The organism is Schaalia sp. lx-100 (genome assembly GCF_021083625.1).
GTDB lineage: Bacteria > Actinomycetota > Actinomycetes > Actinomycetales > Actinomycetaceae > Pauljensenia.
Genome location: NZ_JAJNRP010000009.1, coordinates 49,195 through 66,697, shown reverse-complemented (window position 1 = coordinate 66,697; position 17,503 = coordinate 49,195). Strand labels below are relative to the sequence as shown.

Below are 17,503 nucleotides of genomic sequence, written 5' to 3'. Positions count from 1 at the left end.
CAGTCAGTCTTCCTCCAAAATCTGCGGAACCATGAACATTCCGTCCTCGCTGGCCGGAGCTTGAGCCATCACTTCATCGCGATCTAAAGTCGGACCAATTTCATCAGCACGCCATACATTTGTTAAAGGAATCGGATGAGAAGTAGCGGGAATATCCGGCGTTGCCACTTCAGATACTTTAGCGACAGCTGAGGCAATCGCATCAAGTTCCTCAGCAATACGGATAATCTCTTCTTCAGTCAATGCAATACGGGCCAAACCTGCAACGCGGGCGACCTCGTCGGTACTCATACGTGACATAGTGCTAATCCTAACGAAAACCGCAGCAAAAAAGGCGCGCCAGCCAGGTGGCGATATTGAGATTTCAGGTGAAAAGTCACATACGCACACTCATACAGACCTATTCAGTCACTGAATACGTGCGCGTAAGAAAGTTTCCCAAGCTAGGCTAAATTCATGTGGACTTTGAAAAAGCCAACTCTGCCGCAAGTGATATCTACGGTCAAGACCGTGGGAAAAGCTCTGCTCCTCACACAGGCAGCAGCAGTAGTCACAGTTCATGCGATTGACCGAATGCGTAAACGCCGCATACCCGGCGGCAGACATGGATTTCCCACAGTCTCCCCAACTGACTCACAGATTTTCGATAACACTGTACGCACATACACTGAAGGCCTGTCTTTATACTCTGACATGTTGGCACATATTGAAAACGCCACATCACATATTTACTTTGAAACCTTTATCTGGCGTTCAGATGAATGGGGACAAAAATTCAAAGACGCACTCATATCTGCAGCACGCAGAGGTGTCGATGTATATGTCGTATATGACGGTTTTGGCGTACTCAACCAAAATCCCTTCTTTTATCGGATGCCAAAAATACCGCACTTATACGTCCGACGTTTCCCAGAAATACGTTTAGGAATGCTCCTCCTCGATTTACGTAGAACAGGCAGGGACCACCGTAAAATCCTCGTCATCGATGGGAAAGCTGCTTTCGTCGGAGGCTACAACATCGGTATTCCTTTCGCAGAAGAATGGCGTGACACCCACGTGTGTATTACCGGACCTGCAGTATGGGAATTAGAAAACGGATTTGTTGATTTCTGGAATCACTTCAAGCTCCGCCACCACCCCCGCCTACCTGACCAAGGAGCACGTGAATGGCACACAGAAATCACCGCTGCTTTTAATTTACCTTCGCGTTTGTTATACCCAGTTCGAGGGCTCTACATTGACGCTATTGAAAGAGCTACTGATCGTATCCTCATCACACAGGCGTATTTCATACCTGACCGTGAGATCCTCAACGCCTTATGTGCAGCAGCTCGACGCGGCGTAAAAATTCAGGTCCTTATCCCCGAATATTCCAATCACATAATGGCAGACTGGGTTGCTCGCCCGTACTACGGTCAATTATTACGATCGGGAATTGAAATATGGCTCTACCGTCATGCGATGGTCCATTCGAAAACTATGACAGTAGACGGACGATGGTCCACCGTTGGCACAGCAAATATTGACCGACTTTCACTGCAAGGAAACTACGAAGTCAATATGCAGTTCCACTCACGTGAACTCGCGCAACATATGGAATTCATATTCCGCAATGACCTCACCACTGCTCGCAAACTCACCATTGAAGAATGGGAGAATCGCTCGTGGACAACGAAGGCTCTGGAATACATCCTTCATCCATTTGAATTTATGGTGTAGTTTCCGCAAATCTGACAGGCTCACATCAAGTACACCGGCGAGTACTCATCAGATTTTGTTGCAAGAAAAACCTAAGAAATTCCAACGGCCTCAAGGCCGCCTTCCAAAAGGGTAGTGAAATCCTGCGCATCAATAATAGGGATTCCAAGTGCTTCAGCTTTCGTAGCTTTAGAACCTGATCCTTCACCAATGACAACCACATGTGTTTTACGAGAAACACTACTTGTTGCTTTGCCTCCCCGTTGAATGATTGCTTGTTTAGCACCTTCACGGTCATAGCCAGGCATCGAACCAGAAACCACAACTGTCACACCCAGTAATGTGTCAGATAAAGGCTGCGACACTTCATCTTCCATACGTACCCCAGCATGCGCCCAGCTTTCAATAATCTGGCGATGCCAATCCACACTGAACCATTCCTGAAGTGCTTCAGCTATTGTCGCCCCCACACCTTCAACTTGCGAAAGTTCCTCAAAACTCGCTTGAGAAAGAGCAGCCATTGACGGGAAAGCCACAGTTAATGCTTGCGCTCCCGTTGGCCCAATATGACGAATAGATAAAGCATTCACTACCCGCCACAAAGGTTGTTGTTTTGCTTCCTCTAGCTGAGTGAGCATTGTGACTAGGCCTTTGGTTGGTCGTTCTTCTTGTCCTTTACGGAAAGAACCATCTTTACGCCTCTGCCCGCTCGACCAAAAAGCCCGAATATATTTCCACCCGTATTCTGTACCCGTTGCTTCGCGTACTGCTTGAGGAAGTATTCCTCTTTGCCATATGTACACATCCCGAAGCATATCTGCCGTCAAGGAAAACACATCAGCTTCACTGTGTAAAACAGGGCTTTGAAGTTCTGGAAGCATATTTTCTGCAACTGAAAGCATATGCGCATGATCGTTATTTTCAGGCGTATCTGCCGGGTACATGAGAACTTTTCCGTCAGCTAAACATACGGGTTCGCCGCTGACAAGTGCGGCCGCAACTTGCGCACGCTGAAGCTCTGGCTGTGTCAGCGCTAAAGCCGTTTCAGCGCCTAAACCTTCAATATCAAAGCACTGCCGTGAGCCAATAAAAGCCAATCGTTCAGTAATTTGCGCTGGACATGACGCCTGATTCGGACAGCGTACATCAACATCATCTTCTTTAGCAGGCGCCAAAGGAGCACCGCATGAAGGGCAATGCGTCGGCATAACAAAAGGTCGTTCTGTACCGTTTCGTTGAGAAACAACGGGAGCCACAATTTCAGGGATGATATCGCCAGCTTTACGTAAAACCACGACATCACCAATCAAGACGCCTTTACGTTCCACTTCACTTGGATTATGCAATGTCGCGCGTGAAACATACGAGCCTGCGACAAGTACTGTTTCCATGACACCAAAAGGAGTAACCCGTCCTGTGCGCCCCACTTGTACACGAATATCTAACAGACGGGTGTGTACTTCTTCTGGCGGAAATTTATATGCACATGCCCAACGCGGTGCACGGGATGTGGTTCCCAAAGAGCGTTGCAAAGACAGGTCATTTACCTTAATAACCACTCCATCAATTTCATGATCGAGGTCGTGACGCATAGCTCCCAGTTCACTAATTCTTTCTTCAATTGCTGTTTTTCCTGTGAGCAAGCGTGTATGTGGTGAAACCGGTAAACCCCACTGCGCGATCTGCTGATACCACTCGTACTGCGTTGTTGGCATATGGAAAAGTGGAAGCGTATCCGAATCAGTTGGAGATAGCTCAACTTCACCTACGCCATGAACCAACAGAGCCAGAGGACGGCTTGCAGTAATTGCAGGATCTTTTTGACGTAAAGACCCCGCAGCCGCATTACGTGGATTAACGAAAGGTTTTTCACCCGCAGCAATACGGGCTTCATTCAGTTGGTGAAAATCGGCAACTGGAAAATAAATTTCTCCTCGAATTTCCACGCGATAAGGGAAAGAATCACCTTTTAGTTGCCGTACAACACGTGAAATTGTCAGAACATTCGCTGTGACGTCTTCCCCTACACGCCCATCCCCTCGTGTTGCCGCTTTGATAAGGCAACCATTTTCATACAGGAGGTTTACTGCTAAACCGTCAACTTTTACTTCAACGGTCATAGGGATTGCTGTCTCATTATCCGTATGAACCCGGCTTTCCCATGCTGCAAGTTCGTCCAAAGAAAATACGTCATCCAAACTCATCATCCGTTGCAGATGAGTACTCGGAGTAAAAAGATTATGGACACTTCCACCGACAGAAAGAGTAGGAGATGTCTGCGAGCGCAGGTGAGGATACTTTTCCTCAAGACTTTCAAGCTCACGATACGCGGCATCATAATGCGCGTCTGAAATGGTGGGATCGTCCTTGTCATAGTAGGCAACACGCGCATTTTCAATGAGCTCAACAAGTTCCATATAACGTTGTTGAGCTTGCTCACTGGAAAAATCAACAGTCGCACCATGCCCTAAGGCAGAATACTCACTCACCATGACATGTATTGTGTCATTTCCTGACATTTCATTTCACGTTCAACCGCATATCTCAACGAAGTTGTGGAAAGAGTCGCCTTTATCCACATGTCTGTCCCCCCAGTCGTGTACGCGTATTTTTCTTTTCCACAATGAATTACAGATCGAAGAAAGAGAGCGTAATGACTGAAAGGACTGCTACAGCCGCTTTGCGATCCCGCTACCACCTCGCGTGCATTGCTGGACCTGATAAAGGCGCTGTTATTCCCCTGACTGCGCACAGCATTCTTGGACGTGCAGGTTATGTTCCCTTAACTGATCCTACGATTTCACGTCAACATGCCTACATACATGCCACGCGAAAAAATGTGCATACGGCTACTGGTACCGGTATCACAATCACCTGCACACATGAATACCAACCTATTTACTGGAAAAGAAGAACACCCTGGTGGCGACGTATCAGGAAACAAAATGAACATCTTGTGCATGCAGGAGAATACATTCGTCTCGGTTCAGATATTTTTCATGTACGTTCGCGTCCTCCTCGCCTTCAGTGGCCCACGATTCAATCCCCTGCATCTGAACGATCATTACGCACATATGCCACACGAATTGGACCATTCTTTTTTATTCTTTTTGCCCTCTGGAGGCTCCCTTCTTTATTTTCATTTCATTCACACAAGGAGTTATGGCATTGGGCTTTCATCATTGTGACCTGCGCGGGTCTTTCTTTTATTATCGGAGCCGGTTTGTGGAAGCTCTACCGTATTTTTCGCAACCGAAAACAATGGCGCACAATTGACGCTGCTTTCCTTTGCCTTGTCCTCGAAGCATCTGTATCCCCACATATGAAAAACTCCCGTTCTCATATGCTGATTTGGGTCGGACACACACATCATCGTCATGTTTATCATCAAATTATTCCTGAAACTGCCGAAAAAAACTTCACCGCAGATCACCGTGATACAACGGTCTATGCACCTGGTTTTTATGGCCCCTACGCACACGAAATGGCCTTATGGTGGTGTGCGCAAATTGCTGCCTATTGGGGAAGCGTTCATGTTACTTTGCCCCAAGGAAAGTCCATACAGATGGGAACAGCAAAAAATCCTTTGAAGATTTTCATTGCAGATGAAAACACTCCAATGGACTTATCTTTTCAAGGGATTTCACTGGCAACTGCACACACTATGCACGGCCTCCCCGCTTGGTGCGATACTCTCATCGCTGCACAGCACTCACCTATCAGCCAGTTATGGTTCCTACAATGTGCTCGTTACGTCCACGATTCGGCAAAATTACCTTCATCTGTCATGCTCAGTGATTTACTTACGCAGCACGCGCCACACAGCAATCATTCGCTGAGTACGGTCATTGCTCATCATCATGCTCCCGTTGAAATTGACCTTATTGGCGATGGTCCTCATGCTTTACTCGCTGGAACAACCGGCTCTGGTAAATCGCAAGCACTTATCACCTGGCTACTCTCTTTAGCTCACCGTCACAGTCCAGATAAGGTACGTTTTGTTTTGATTGATTACAAGGGTGGAGCCGCCTTTGCGCCACTTCAGCCTTTGCCTCATGTGGTGGCAGTATTAACAAATTTTAAGCCGGAAGAAACACAACGAGCCTTACACGCACTTGACCAGCACCTCCATTTACGTGAATCTTTACTCCACAGTCACGGTTTTGCAGATATTGCATCCTGGAATAGGGCTTTCCACGCTGGGACAGCCCCGAAACCTCCTCCTTTTATAGTGATTGCCATTGATGAGTTTCGTGAAGTAAGTGCAGAACATCCCGATATCATGGATTCAGTTTTACGTTTAGCTTCACAAGGACGCTCATTAGGGCTTCATCTGATCGCTGCAACACAACGACCAAGTGGAGCCGTTCATGCCACGATGAAAGCCAATATGGATATTCGCATTGCCTTGAGATGCGCCGAGAAATCTGATTCATTCGATTTGATTGGTTCTGACGATGCAGCGCAACTTCCACGCATACCGGGCCGCGCAATTATTAGCTCATATGGTGAGGTGCAAATGGCTTATGTGCCCAGTGCATCTGAATTTGTTGCTTCAGTGATAGAAATATGGGGTCACAAACGCCCTGATCCATTGTGGCTGCCTGAATTACCTGAAAAACTCGACTGGGATTGTTTACCTGAAAATAACGACCGAGGTATTTCACTTGGGCTTTTAGATACGGGAAAAATTCCTCCACTTGTCAATGACACCGCACATTCGGTGGAAAAACATAGCTCAACCGTATCACCCTATACTTTGCCCACGCTGATGTGGAATCAAGGGCATATATCCTGCGAAGGGCCGGGAAATGAAGCTCACCTACTTGCCGAGACGATTCGTTGCCTGGGAATACGTATTGGTGTAGCTACGCAACGACCTATTCATATTATTACTCGTCCACATGCTCAATCAGGAGGCTTCTGCCATCCTTCCCTTATTCACCCCATAATTTCCAGCATTGTTCCACACACATCAGCATATGAAGTTGCTGCTTTATGTGAAGAAATCGAAGATCACGTGCCAGCGGTGCTCATCATTGAGGATTTTCCTGCCACTATGAATACCCTTGAAACAGAGTATGGCGCGCATGCTGCTTTACAGTTACAACGCACTTTATTTCATATCTCCCCTTATTGTGGTTTTACTCTTGCAGCAGCATTCCCTGGTTTGTCTTGTCCGCATGACGCCCCTTTTCAGCAACGTTTCATTCGTGCTTTCACTTCAGAAGAAAAATTACGGTCGGGCCTGTCACAGGCACCAGATATATCGCGGATTCCTGGGCGATTTCTTGTCTGTGAGAACGGTAATGCATTCCCCTGTCACATACCCCAAGCTATCCCTCAGATTAACCCGGGCCATTCTCCCTTTGTTTTTCATATACCTTTAACGCAAGAGCAAAAGTGGAAAGTACGTACTCTGGAAGAATTTTCATCGAGGCCAGCAGAAAGTTTCAACGCAGGACTTCAACACACTCCACTTGCAAACAACAGCCATAACACCCGTATTCCCCTACGAATCGGAAGCGACTTAGCCCCCTTACATATTCATAAACAGGCACGATGGGTCATCATCGGAGATAACACCCAGAGCACACACAATGCCCTCATACGCTGTTATGAACTTCAAGGAAAAACACTGCATCTTCGCACGGATATTTCCCCTCATGACATAGGACATGATGAGGTGTGTATTGTGCCTGCAACACAATGGCCACGCATACATGCTGCACCTGACTTACATATTTTGGCACCGGAACCTTTACCTGAAACTGTACGAGCATTACGTGGGCTCACAGGAGAAAGAAAAATACGTGTCGATACGTGTAAGTGGCCAAAAAAGTGCGGTTTATTCTTGCAGGGGCGCACACTTGAACGATTTTATATAGATCATAGATGAAAACTGAAATTTCAGCGGATTTTTATTGCAACTTTTCCAGGTATTAAAAATACGTGACGGTTCACACAGTAAAAAAAGCAAATATATTCAAAGTAACTCTTGAACAGAGCACACGAATGCACCACACTTAACCCTAGTGAGATTTTTTCTTCATCTATAAAATTGTGACGATACAGCGACCCTGAAAAGAGGATATACACATGGACTGGCGGAGTAAGGCAGCATGTCTCAGTGTAGACCCCGAGCTGTTCTTTCCCATTGGTAATACGGGTCCAGCTATCGCACAAGCAGCCGAAGCTAAAGCAGTGTGCTCCACATGCACCGTACAGAAAACTTGCTTACAGTGGGCTCTCGACAACAATCAAGACTCAGGCGTTTGGGGCGGAATGAGCGAAGAAGAACGCCGCTCACTTAAACGACGCGCAGCACGCGCACGACGCACATCCTGAGCTGCACTCACCAAGAGTACAGACACGTACTCCCACATTTTCTTACAGCAATAAAAGTGCGAGTACCCCATGAATAATTCCATGCTTTATATGCGCTTTTACAATATTGACCTGATTCAGCCATAAGCGGAAAACAAGCTCACAAGCCTAAATACGGCTGAACCTACCCCACATATTCCCTTATAAAGCCACAAAGCTAACTTTTAACATAGAACTTTTTCAGAAAAGTCCACACACACACAATCATTCTGGGCGCATTTTAATAGTGGCACACGTACCACCTTGCTCCGGCGAAGTCCACTCAATGATTCCATGAAGTTCACCGCGCACCACTTGGCGCACAATTTGTGTTCCTAAACCACTCATTGGCACATTCGGATCAAAACCCTCACCATCATCAGTTACAGTGATAACTAAGCGGTCCTCATCCCTTTGCGCATCCACAACTACAGTCCCCTGACCCGATTTCAAGCCATGCTCCACCGAATTAGCAACAAGCTCATTCAACACCGACGCTAAAGCCTGCGCCTGCTCTGCACGCAAAATACCAAAACGCCCCCTGGTCACCACCTCAACAGATTGATCTGTCACAGCAACAGCACCAGATAAACGCAGAACCGAACGCGCAACCTCATCAAAATCCACAGTTTCATCAACATTATGCGATAAGGCCTCATGCACAGTTGCAATCGACTGGACTCGACGCTCAGCTTCTGCAAGCGCTTTCTTTACAGCCGCTTGATCGCTTCGTCGCGCCTGCAAACGCAGTAAAGCCGATACTGTCTGCAAATTATTTTTCACACGATGATGAATTTCCCTAATTGTTGCATCTTTTGTCATAAGTTCTTGTTCACGACGACGCATTTCAGTCACATCACGAGTCAGCACAACAGCGCCCAAACGTTTACGCCCATCCTGCAAAGGTAAAGCACGCATAGTCACCGTTGACGCATAAGCAGCTATTTCTACCCGCCAAGACGCACGCCCCATCAAAACCACAGGAAGCGTTTCTTCCGCTAACGTTTCCTCGCCAGCGACCTCTGTAATTTCTTGAACAAGCACACGCCCAATAACAGTGCGATGAATACCCAAACGCTTCAAACACGACACCGCATTTGGTGTCAATTGTTGTACACGCCCATCAGCATCTAAAAGAACCACACCATCAAGTACACGCGGCACACCATGTGATGTCACCGAAGGGGTTGAATCATACGGATATTCCCCACGCGACATCATATGACACAGATGATCGGCAGCCTGCAAAGTCCACGTCTCAAATCCCATAGACATACGCGGTGACGACAAATTCGCTTCACACGAAACGACCGCAATAACTTTTCCCTCATGCGAAACAGGGACACATGTTTCCATCATGGAATAGGTCCCCGCCCAGCGAGCTGACGAAGCTTTCACTACTTTCCCCGTCAGCAAAGCACGCCGCATCTCCACCTCACGCGCCGCAGGTAAATACAATCCAATAATGTCATCCACATGGACAGTAGCTGAGGTGGCTGGTCGACAATGCGAAACCGCTACGAAACGCTCGTCCTCTGTCGGCAGCCATAACACAAGGTCAGCTGCCGCAAGGTCTGCAAGAACCTGCCAATCAGCTAATAAAAGATGCAACCAATCAACATCTTTAGGTGTCAGGGGCAACGAACGTGCGGCCTCAGCCAACTGCGTCAGGCTTCTCATACATTCGAGTCTAGTGGGAGAATGTCACTTATCTGAAGTAAATAACGTTTTCTCGGAGATAATCATGGAAATCACAATACATATCCATCATGCATGCAATATTGACACTGTCGCGCATGCCCTGATGGATCCTGCCGTCAGCGAGTACAGAATCCGTCACGCAGGACTCAAAAAATACACCCATCATTCCACTGATAAAGGCCTCACCATAGACCTCTCTATACCAACTTCCCTCTTTCCTGCACAAGCACTGCCTTTCCTGAAGAAAACAGATACGCAGAATGTACGTATCACAGAAAAATGGCTGAAAGAAACAGACACTTCATGGAATGGATTCACCGTTATTTCCTCTCAAGATCTTCCGTTTACCCTGGAAGCTCATCAAAAACTCACTACCGATCTTCAAGGAACTTCACGAGCCATTACAGCGACTTTCACAGTGCATATCCCTTTTTTTGGCCGCGCTATTGAAAATTTCCTCGCTCATTCTGTGGAAGAAATAGCACATTCCGAAGAAAAACTTATCGAAGAATGGCTCAGCGAACACAACTACTGAACCTCTTTCCACTTATCCACAGTACGTAAAGATCTGCCCTATTATTTTCTTCTACCCACGCATCTACACGTTATTAATGGAAGAATAAGACCTATGAATGACACACCATCTGACAATCTTCCAAACGAAAATCCTGCACCCGCTTTATATCTTGAACGCACTGGCATCCGTCAATACATTGCCCGTAATGCGCGCGGCGCTGAAGTACGAGTAGGCGACGGGCCGGGATGTTTTACACCTGGCGACCTGCTTAAACTGGCAATTGCGGGGTGTAACGCAATGTCATCTGATATTCGTTTGGCTGGCACACTCGGTGAAGATTTCGCCCAATTTATTGGGGTTTCAGGCCAATACAACGAAGAAGCTGATCGTTTTGAATCTTTCCAAGTCGAGCTTGTACAAGACCTTTCCGGGCTTGACGATGAAACTCGGGATTCTATGCTCCGCCGCGCAGAAAAAGCAATTGACCGCAACTGCACCATCGGACATTCTTTTGAACATCCCATGCCCTACACACGTGCTTTTGTTTCTGAGAATCTTTCCGAAGATTCGTAAAACTATTCGCCCACACGGGTTACTCTCCCGGTTCTCACAGCGAACACCCACCTTTCCTATCTCTGTTACCTACGCTTATTTGCGTTCTGCTGAAAGGAATACACCTAATGAATTGCGCACCTATTGATCGACAATATGAAGATTTATTAGCGCATATCATGACAAAAGGCAGCGTGAAAAGTGACCGCACAGGTACAGGCACACATTCTGTATTCGGCGGGCAGCTCCGATATGACCTATCTGCAGGTTTTCCTCTGATTACCACTAAACGTGTCCATTTAAAATCTATCATCGGTGAATTGCTGTGGTTTTTACGGGGTGATTCCAATGTGAAATGGCTGCAGGACAACGGTATTCGCATCTGGAATGAGTGGGCTGACGAAAATGGGGATCTCGGTCCTGTATACGGTGTTCAATGGCGTCATTGGAATACAGCTCAAGGTGAATCCATTGACCAGATTTCCCGTGTCCTTGAAACATTAAAGACCCAACCGGATTCACGACGCATGATTGTTTCAGCGTGGAATGTTGGAGATCTTTCCCGTATGGCTTTAGAACCATGTCATGCTTTTTTCCAACTGTATGTTTCTGAAGGGCGCTTAAGCCTGCAACTCTACCAGCGTAGTGCTGACATGTTTCTTGGAGTCCCTTTTAACATTGCTTCCTACGCATTACTCACCCACATGTTCGCTCAGCAAGCAGGACTTGAGGTTGGAGAATTCATTTGGACGGGCGGGGACTGCCACATCTACCACAACCACATAGAGCAAGTACGTGAGCAGCTCTCACGCACTCCCTATGAATTTCCCACGCTGCATTTACGCCAAGCTCCCTCGTTATTCGAATACGATTTTGACGATGTGACCATTGAAAATTATCGCCACCATCCAACAATCAAAGCACCGGTAGCCGTATGAGCGCATATTTTTCCTCACACGATAAAGACGACGAAGAATATCGTAATCCCGCACATCATTTTTCTGATGAGATTTCAGTTCAGGAATCCCCTGCCGCGCCTACAAAAATACGTATTGCCTCCATTTGGGCGCAAGATCGCCGTAGAGTTCTTGGTTCTGGCACAGGAATGTTGTGGCATGTTCCGGCAGATTTTGCTCATTTTAAGAAAGAAACGCTGGGCTGCCCTATCTTGATGGGACGAGCCTCTTGGGAAGCACTTGGCGCTGCTTTACCGGGCCGCCTCAATGTCGTAGTGACACGTAATACTTCCTATAAAGCTGACGGCGCACTCGTTGTCTCATCACTATCTGAAGCTTTAGACGTATGCCACTCATGGGCGAAAGAGCATGGGGCTGACACGGTCTGGGTGACCGGCGGTGGGCTTATTTATCAGGAAGCAATGTCTTTTGTTGATGAGCTTGTCGTCACCGATTTAGATTTCACTGTTTCCCACGAGCCAACTGATCCTCTCGTGTATGCACCCGTTATCGATCCACTTGTATGGACCGTGGATCCTCAGCGTTCAGATACATCATGGCGACCATGTTCTGGGGATGCACAATGGAAAGTGACGACATATTTCCGCAAGTAATCCCTCATCTGTCGCATATCACACGCAAGATGCGTGCGAATAATACTTATTCAATGCTTCATTGCTGATCCTGCATGTATGTACAGATATAGGACTGTAACTCACGATAAATATTCGTTCATACCAGCCTCTCTGTATCGCCTGAGAGCCTCACAGCATTGTGTGCAATTACCGCTCAAGGAGTATCGTGCTTAAGTGCAATCCCCTCATGTAGCCTCTCACCCCACCATACGGATTCTGCTCGCTATCATCCTCTTTACCTACACAGCACAAAATATGCTGAATGTATCGGTAGCTCCTTTAGCGCGCGCACTTTCTTTACCGGAATGGTCAGTAGGGGCCGCTGTTTCAGCGGCAGCCCTCACGGTTGCTTATCTTTCACAATTTTGGGGACGACGCTCAGTAGCTTGGGGGCCACGGCGCGTTATTCTTTTGGCTTTATGCTGTGCTTTTATTGCGAGTGTTCTATTTTCAACAGCAGTATGGCAACGAAGCATCGGCGCGCTTGGCCTTATCTTCACAACTATCGCAATTATCTTGGCACGAGGACCTTTTTTCGGTGCAGCAGTCGCTGCTATACCACCTACAGGACAAGCCCTTATTGCTCAGCTGACAACAACGCAGGATGAGCGCGTACGAGGGATGGCTTCTTTTTCAGGAGCAATCAATCTGTCAATCATGGTGGGTTCTGTTGTTTCTTCATGTTTAGGTTTATGGTTTATCGAAGCTCCCGTATATGCAGCGCCGTGGTTTATTAGCGTTGCTCTTGTCATTGCTTGGGTAGGGCTTCCTCGTGATAATAGCGCAAATGCAAAACGCTCTTTTTTACCTAGAGCACGTATTTTTCAGAACCGTCACGACAATTCCACTTCAATACAGCTAAGCTCACATACATACGAGCGTCTCACTCCTGAGAATTCACCTAAAGAAGCCTCCGAAACCATTCGGTCATTACCGCCACGTGTCAAATGGCACGATCAACGAGTTTTCCCTTGGATTCTCAGCGCTTTCGGCATTTTCTTTACCGTTGGAGTTATGCAAATTACGATCGGCTTTGTCCTTCAAGACCGTCTATCATTGGCTCCCCACGAGGCTTTGTCCTGGACAGCAATTATGTTACTGTCACATGCGGCGGGGGCAATGAGTATGCAACTTATTGCGGTACCACGACTGGGCTGGAGCCCTTCTGTTTTAGTTCGTTATGGTATGACTCTTGGTTTCTTGGCGTTACTTGTGCTCACTGTGGCTTCTAGTTTATGGTTTTTAATTCCTGCGATGTTTTCTTTAGGAGTTGCTTCTGGTTTAGTAGGTCCAGGCTTTACTGCCGGAGGCTCTTTATCAGTTTCACAAAACGAGCAGGGCGGGGTAGCAGGAGTTTTGAATGCGACAAGTGCAGTCACGTGGATTTTCGCACCTGTTTGTGCCACTGCTTTATATTCATGGCTGCCTTTAGCTCCTTTCTTTATGGCTTTATGTGTTCTGTCGGTAAGTCTGAGCGTGGCATGGACTCATCCACGCTTACGGACAAAAGTTCAGCCTTTGTGATCGCATGAAATTTGATGGCGTCTTCACTGATAAATACCGTGATACCTGCACTGCACATCCTCGAATACACCATGAGGGAAACATGGGATATTGGCGCAGAGTACTTGTAGCAATGAAAAGAAAATGAAAAAGTAATACCGTGGTATTAAAAGATCATGTAGGTACTCGTAAAATTCCTGCGATTGTTGGCATTGGTATTATTTCAGGGCTTCTTGCAGGTTTATTTGGCGTAGGTGGAGGCCTGATTATCGTCCCTGCGTTACGTTCCCTTCTGGGAATGGAGCAGCGTCGCGCTGCTGCCACATCATTATGTGCCATTATTTTGACGGCAAGTGTTGCTGCCTGTGTTTATGCCGCGCATGGACAACTTTCTTTACTGGCAACACTATGCGTTGCCGGTGGTGCTCTTGCTGGTTCACAGGTCGGCGCTTTTTTGCTTCGTACCTTACCTGAACGTATCCTGCCGTGGATATTTGTTGCTTTTATTATGCTGATCATTATTGTCAGCCACGTTCATATCCCTACCCGAGAAGCAGACATTGTTTTCACAGTGTGGAACATTATCGCAATGATATTGGTTGGTTTTATTTCCGGTATTTTTGCAGGTCTTGTCGGGGTTGGAGGCGGTGGAATTATTGTTCCCGGGTTGGAATTCGTTGTGGGGGCAGGCGATTTAATTGCACGTGGCACTTCCCTACTTGTCATGGTGCCTACCTCTGTGGCTGGTACTTTTACTCATGCACGACATGGCCTTGTTGATGTCCCTACCGGACTCATTATTGGAATGAGCGCAGCATTGTTCACGCCATGTGGTGCGTGGATAGCCGGATACGTCAGCCCGAAAGTGAATAGCATTCTTTTGAGTATTTTTTTGGCAAGTATCATCATTTCAACCGTGTATAAGACGTGGGCTCAATCGCGCAGGGCAAAATAAGATATTTTGTTTAGATACAGGTAAAGGCTGTAGTTTCAGCGGGGCAACCTCTTTGTATTAGTCCGCAGTTTTCAGGGGTCAGGCGTAATGATTTTGAGGGCTAGGCGCAGCGCACCGTATATGAACGGCATGGATTTTTAGTTTTCCATACGCGAAAGCAAAATATGGGTTTGTATCTTATTTATCCCATTCACAGATGATATTCCATGTAGCAGTTTGTCAAGGTCACTTAAAGAATGGCACTCTAAAGCAAGATACAGGTCCCATACGCCACTTGTTGCACATATTTCCTGTATTTCAAGAAAATCACGTAAACGTCGGATGACCTGCTGTGTCATACGTGTATCAATGTCACATAATGTGACTGCTCGTATTTCTTCCAAGGAATCATCATGTGCTAGAAGGACGGTATAGCCGAGGATGACTTTACGTTCTTCCAATCGATTCATCATATTGGTTACTGTTGCGCGGGTAATCCCTAATTTGTAGGCCAATGAAGAAACCGTCACACGCGCATCTTTACGCAGTTCAACGAGGAGGCTTTTTTCTATAGGTGTAAGCGTAACCATAAACAAAAGTATGACCTAAGTCCCATAAATAATACAAATTGTTCACACATTTGTGAAATTTGCTCATGTTTCACATGGAAGAAATATCCTAAAATAAAAATAGTTGACATCAAGATATTCAAAAGAAAGGATATTTCTACTTTTTCTGACAGCAGAAAACTCCTCCACATTCACACAACACACATCACCTCCTGCTCATGCAGCTACTTACCCGGAGGAAAAAGCACATCAAGCTCTCACCCGCACTTTTACAGTCCAATAAAACCTGTCAGAAAACGCGAATAAATCGCCACACAATACATATTCATCCGTTTTTAACAGAACACACCCAACGAAGGGTGCAAACAAAATGCGTGATGTCAACACCTCTGCCCATGCCCATTCGCTTCAACACGTAAGCAATTCACTGAAAGAGCAAGGCAATATGCACGACACGCCTAACACATCCTCCATAAGTGCAACAGCACCCGACCCTTTCGCATATGAGCAAGAAGGATTCCACAAAGGACTCACTCCACGCCAAATGCATATGATCGCCATTGGGTCCGCCATTGGAACAGGACTTTTCCTAGGTACCGGTGGCCGTCTCGAAATCGCTGGCCCTTCACTTGCCCTGATCTACGCAATATGTGGTTTTTTTGGCTACCTGATCCTCAGAGCACTAGGCGAATTAATCGTCTACCGGCCATCTTCAGGCTCTTTCGTGTCCTACATGCGTGAGTTTTACGGCGAAAAATCAGCTTTCGTCACAGGATGGTTATACTGGCTCAACTGGGCAATGACAGCTGTTGCCGATGCTACCGCAATCGCTATCTATATCTCCTGGTTCAGCCGATACATTCCTTTCATCGCACATATTGACCAGTGGGTCAGCGCATTAGTGATCGTCATTGTGGTTGTCGCACTCAACCTAGTCTCAGTCAAAGTATTCGGTGAACTCGAATTCTGGTTCGCACTCATCAAAGTTGCTTCACTGGTCATATTCCTCATCGTCGGCATATGCTTCCTCATCTTTGGTACTCCCACAGGAGCACCCACAGGCTTTTCCCTCATCAGTGAAAACGGAGGATTTTTCCCACACGGCGCTCTCCCGGCACTCGTTGTCATCCAAGGCGTTGTTTTCGCATACGCTGGCATTGAGCTAGTTGGCACTGCCTCAGGTGAAGCAAAAAATGTTGACACAATCATCGCACGAGCAGTGAACACCGTCATTTTCCGTATCGCTATTTTCTACGTAGGTTCCGTTCTGCTCTTATGTATGCTGCTCCCCTACACTGCCTACTCCGACACAGAATCACCTTTCGTCACATTCTTTAGCTCCATCGGCGTTGACTACGCCGCACCGATCATGCAGCTCATTGTTATCACCGCCGCGGCCTCATCAATGAATGCAGGAATTTACTCAACCGGCCGAATCCTGCACTCTATGGCCATCGCAGGTTCAGCACCAAAATGCGCAGGAAAAATATCAAAACTGGGCGTACCCACAGCAGGTATCCTCATTACCGCACTTGTTGCGCTCTTTGGTGTTGTTTTAAGCGCATGGGTTCCCGAACACGCATTTGAAATCGTCCTCAATATCGCTGCACTTGGCACAATGGCAAGCTGGGCTGCAATCGCGCTTTCACACCGTAAATTCCTGCTTCACGTGAAAAAAGGAAAATACGCACGACCTCATTACAAAGCGCCCGGCGGAACTTTCAGTGACTGGGCAATCATGGTCTTTTTGGTTATCGTCACCGTACTCATGGCTTTCGATTACCCTGTAGGAACCTACACCCTAGCTTCACTGATCGTTTTGGCTCCGCTGCTAATCATCGGCTGGTTCATGGTCCGTAAACGAGTAATGGAAATCGCCGCAGTACGTGATATCCCAGTCCTCGCGCACCGACCAGGTGTTGATATCGCTCACGAACATGGCTGGTCACCACACCAGCATAGTCACAATCACCACAATGACCCTGACACTAAAGACAAGTAGTGGTCGTTGAATCAGAAAACACTGCACACGGCACCGGTTCACGCCAGATAATCTCTGACTCGCACCCAGC

At 47.0% G+C, this 17,503-nt stretch carries 14 protein-coding genes; 10 read left to right on the top strand and 4 right to left on the bottom strand.

What is annotated here, in order from left to right; genetic code table 11:
• Nucleotides 1–3: 3 nt before the first annotated feature.
• Nucleotides 4–300, bottom strand: a complete 297-nt coding sequence (gatC, locus tag LRP54_RS07795) for an Asp-tRNA(Asn)/Glu-tRNA(Gln) amidotransferase subunit GatC (RefSeq protein ID WP_231235647.1) — start codon at nucleotides 298–300, stop codon at nucleotides 4–6.
• Nucleotides 301–456: 156 nt separating this feature from the next.
• Between gatC and LRP54_RS07790 the strand changes: the two genes are divergently transcribed.
• Nucleotides 457–1,719 (top strand): phospholipase D-like domain-containing protein, encoded by a 1,263-nt coding sequence (locus LRP54_RS07790; RefSeq protein WP_231235646.1) that lies wholly within the window; start codon nucleotides 457–459, stop codon nucleotides 1,717–1,719.
• Nucleotides 1,720–1,790: 71 nt separating this feature from the next.
• On the opposite strand, the gene ligA is transcribed toward LRP54_RS07790, so the two are convergent.
• Nucleotides 1,791–4,190 carry an NAD-dependent DNA ligase LigA gene (ligA, locus tag LRP54_RS07785; RefSeq protein ID WP_442984659.1) on the bottom strand — a complete coding sequence of 800 codons (2,400 nt, stop codon included), beginning with the start codon at nucleotides 4,188–4,190 and terminating at the stop codon, nucleotides 1,791–1,793.
• Between the two features lie 161 nt (nucleotides 4,191–4,351).
• Here ligA and LRP54_RS07780 point away from each other — a divergent pair, with 161 nt between their 5' ends.
• Complete coding sequence (locus tag LRP54_RS07780) at nucleotides 4,352–7,597, top strand: FtsK/SpoIIIE domain-containing protein (protein WP_231235645.1); 3,246 nt, start codon at nucleotides 4,352–4,354, stop codon at nucleotides 7,595–7,597.
• A gap of 200 nt (nucleotides 7,598–7,797) precedes the next feature.
• Complete coding sequence (locus LRP54_RS07775; RefSeq protein WP_231205904.1) at nucleotides 7,798–8,046, top strand: WhiB family transcriptional regulator; 249 nt, start codon at nucleotides 7,798–7,800, stop codon at nucleotides 8,044–8,046.
• 243 nt (nucleotides 8,047–8,289) lie between these two features.
• Here LRP54_RS07775 and LRP54_RS07770 read toward each other — a convergent pair whose 3' ends face one another.
• Entirely contained in the window at nucleotides 8,290–9,744 is a 1,455-nt protein-coding gene (locus LRP54_RS07770) for a sensor histidine kinase (protein ID WP_231205905.1), read from the bottom strand.
• A gap of 64 nt (nucleotides 9,745–9,808) precedes the next feature.
• On the opposite strand from LRP54_RS07770, the gene LRP54_RS07765 reads away from it, so the two are divergent.
• The 6 genes from LRP54_RS07765 to LRP54_RS07740 all read left to right on the top strand — a co-directional run bounded on the left by LRP54_RS07765 (nucleotide 9,809) and on the right by LRP54_RS07740 (nucleotide 14,883).
• Nucleotides 9,809–10,300 carry a DUF2505 domain-containing protein gene (locus tag LRP54_RS07765; RefSeq protein WP_231205906.1) on the top strand — a complete coding sequence of 164 codons (492 nt, stop codon included), beginning with the start codon at nucleotides 9,809–9,811 and terminating at the stop codon, nucleotides 10,298–10,300.
• Between the two features lie 93 nt (nucleotides 10,301–10,393).
• Nucleotides 10,394–10,855, top strand: coding sequence for an OsmC family protein (locus LRP54_RS07760; RefSeq protein ID WP_231205907.1), 462 nt, complete (start codon nucleotides 10,394–10,396; stop codon nucleotides 10,853–10,855).
• 107 nt (nucleotides 10,856–10,962) lie between these two features.
• Complete coding sequence (locus LRP54_RS07755) at nucleotides 10,963–11,772, top strand: thymidylate synthase (RefSeq protein ID WP_231235643.1); 810 nt, start codon at nucleotides 10,963–10,965, stop codon at nucleotides 11,770–11,772.
• A complete protein-coding gene (locus tag LRP54_RS07750; protein ID WP_269212815.1) occupies nucleotides 11,769–12,404 on the top strand; it encodes a dihydrofolate reductase in 636 nt (211 codons plus the stop codon). The genes LRP54_RS07755 and LRP54_RS07750 overlap by 4 nt, the downstream gene beginning before the upstream one ends.
• 195 nt (nucleotides 12,405–12,599) lie before the next feature.
• Nucleotides 12,600–13,949: an MFS transporter gene (locus tag LRP54_RS07745; RefSeq protein WP_231235642.1), complete on the top strand. Its 1,350-nt coding sequence runs from the start codon at nucleotides 12,600–12,602 to the stop codon at nucleotides 13,947–13,949.
• 139 nt (nucleotides 13,950–14,088) lie between these two features.
• Nucleotides 14,089–14,883, top strand: coding sequence for a sulfite exporter TauE/SafE family protein (locus tag LRP54_RS07740; RefSeq protein ID WP_231235641.1), 795 nt, complete (start codon nucleotides 14,089–14,091; stop codon nucleotides 14,881–14,883).
• Nucleotides 14,884–15,020: 137 nt separating this feature from the next.
• Here LRP54_RS07740 and LRP54_RS07735 read toward each other — a convergent pair whose 3' ends face one another.
• The gene (locus LRP54_RS07735; protein ID WP_231235639.1) at nucleotides 15,021–15,452 is read right to left on the bottom strand and encodes an Lrp/AsnC family transcriptional regulator; all 432 of its coding nucleotides are present in this window, start codon (nucleotides 15,450–15,452) and stop codon (nucleotides 15,021–15,023) included.
• A gap of 349 nt (nucleotides 15,453–15,801) precedes the next feature.
• Between LRP54_RS07735 and LRP54_RS07730 the strand changes: the two genes are divergently transcribed.
• Entirely contained in the window at nucleotides 15,802–17,433 is a 1,632-nt protein-coding gene (locus LRP54_RS07730; RefSeq protein WP_231235638.1) for an amino acid permease, read from the top strand.
• Nucleotides 17,434–17,503: the final 70 nt, after the last annotated feature.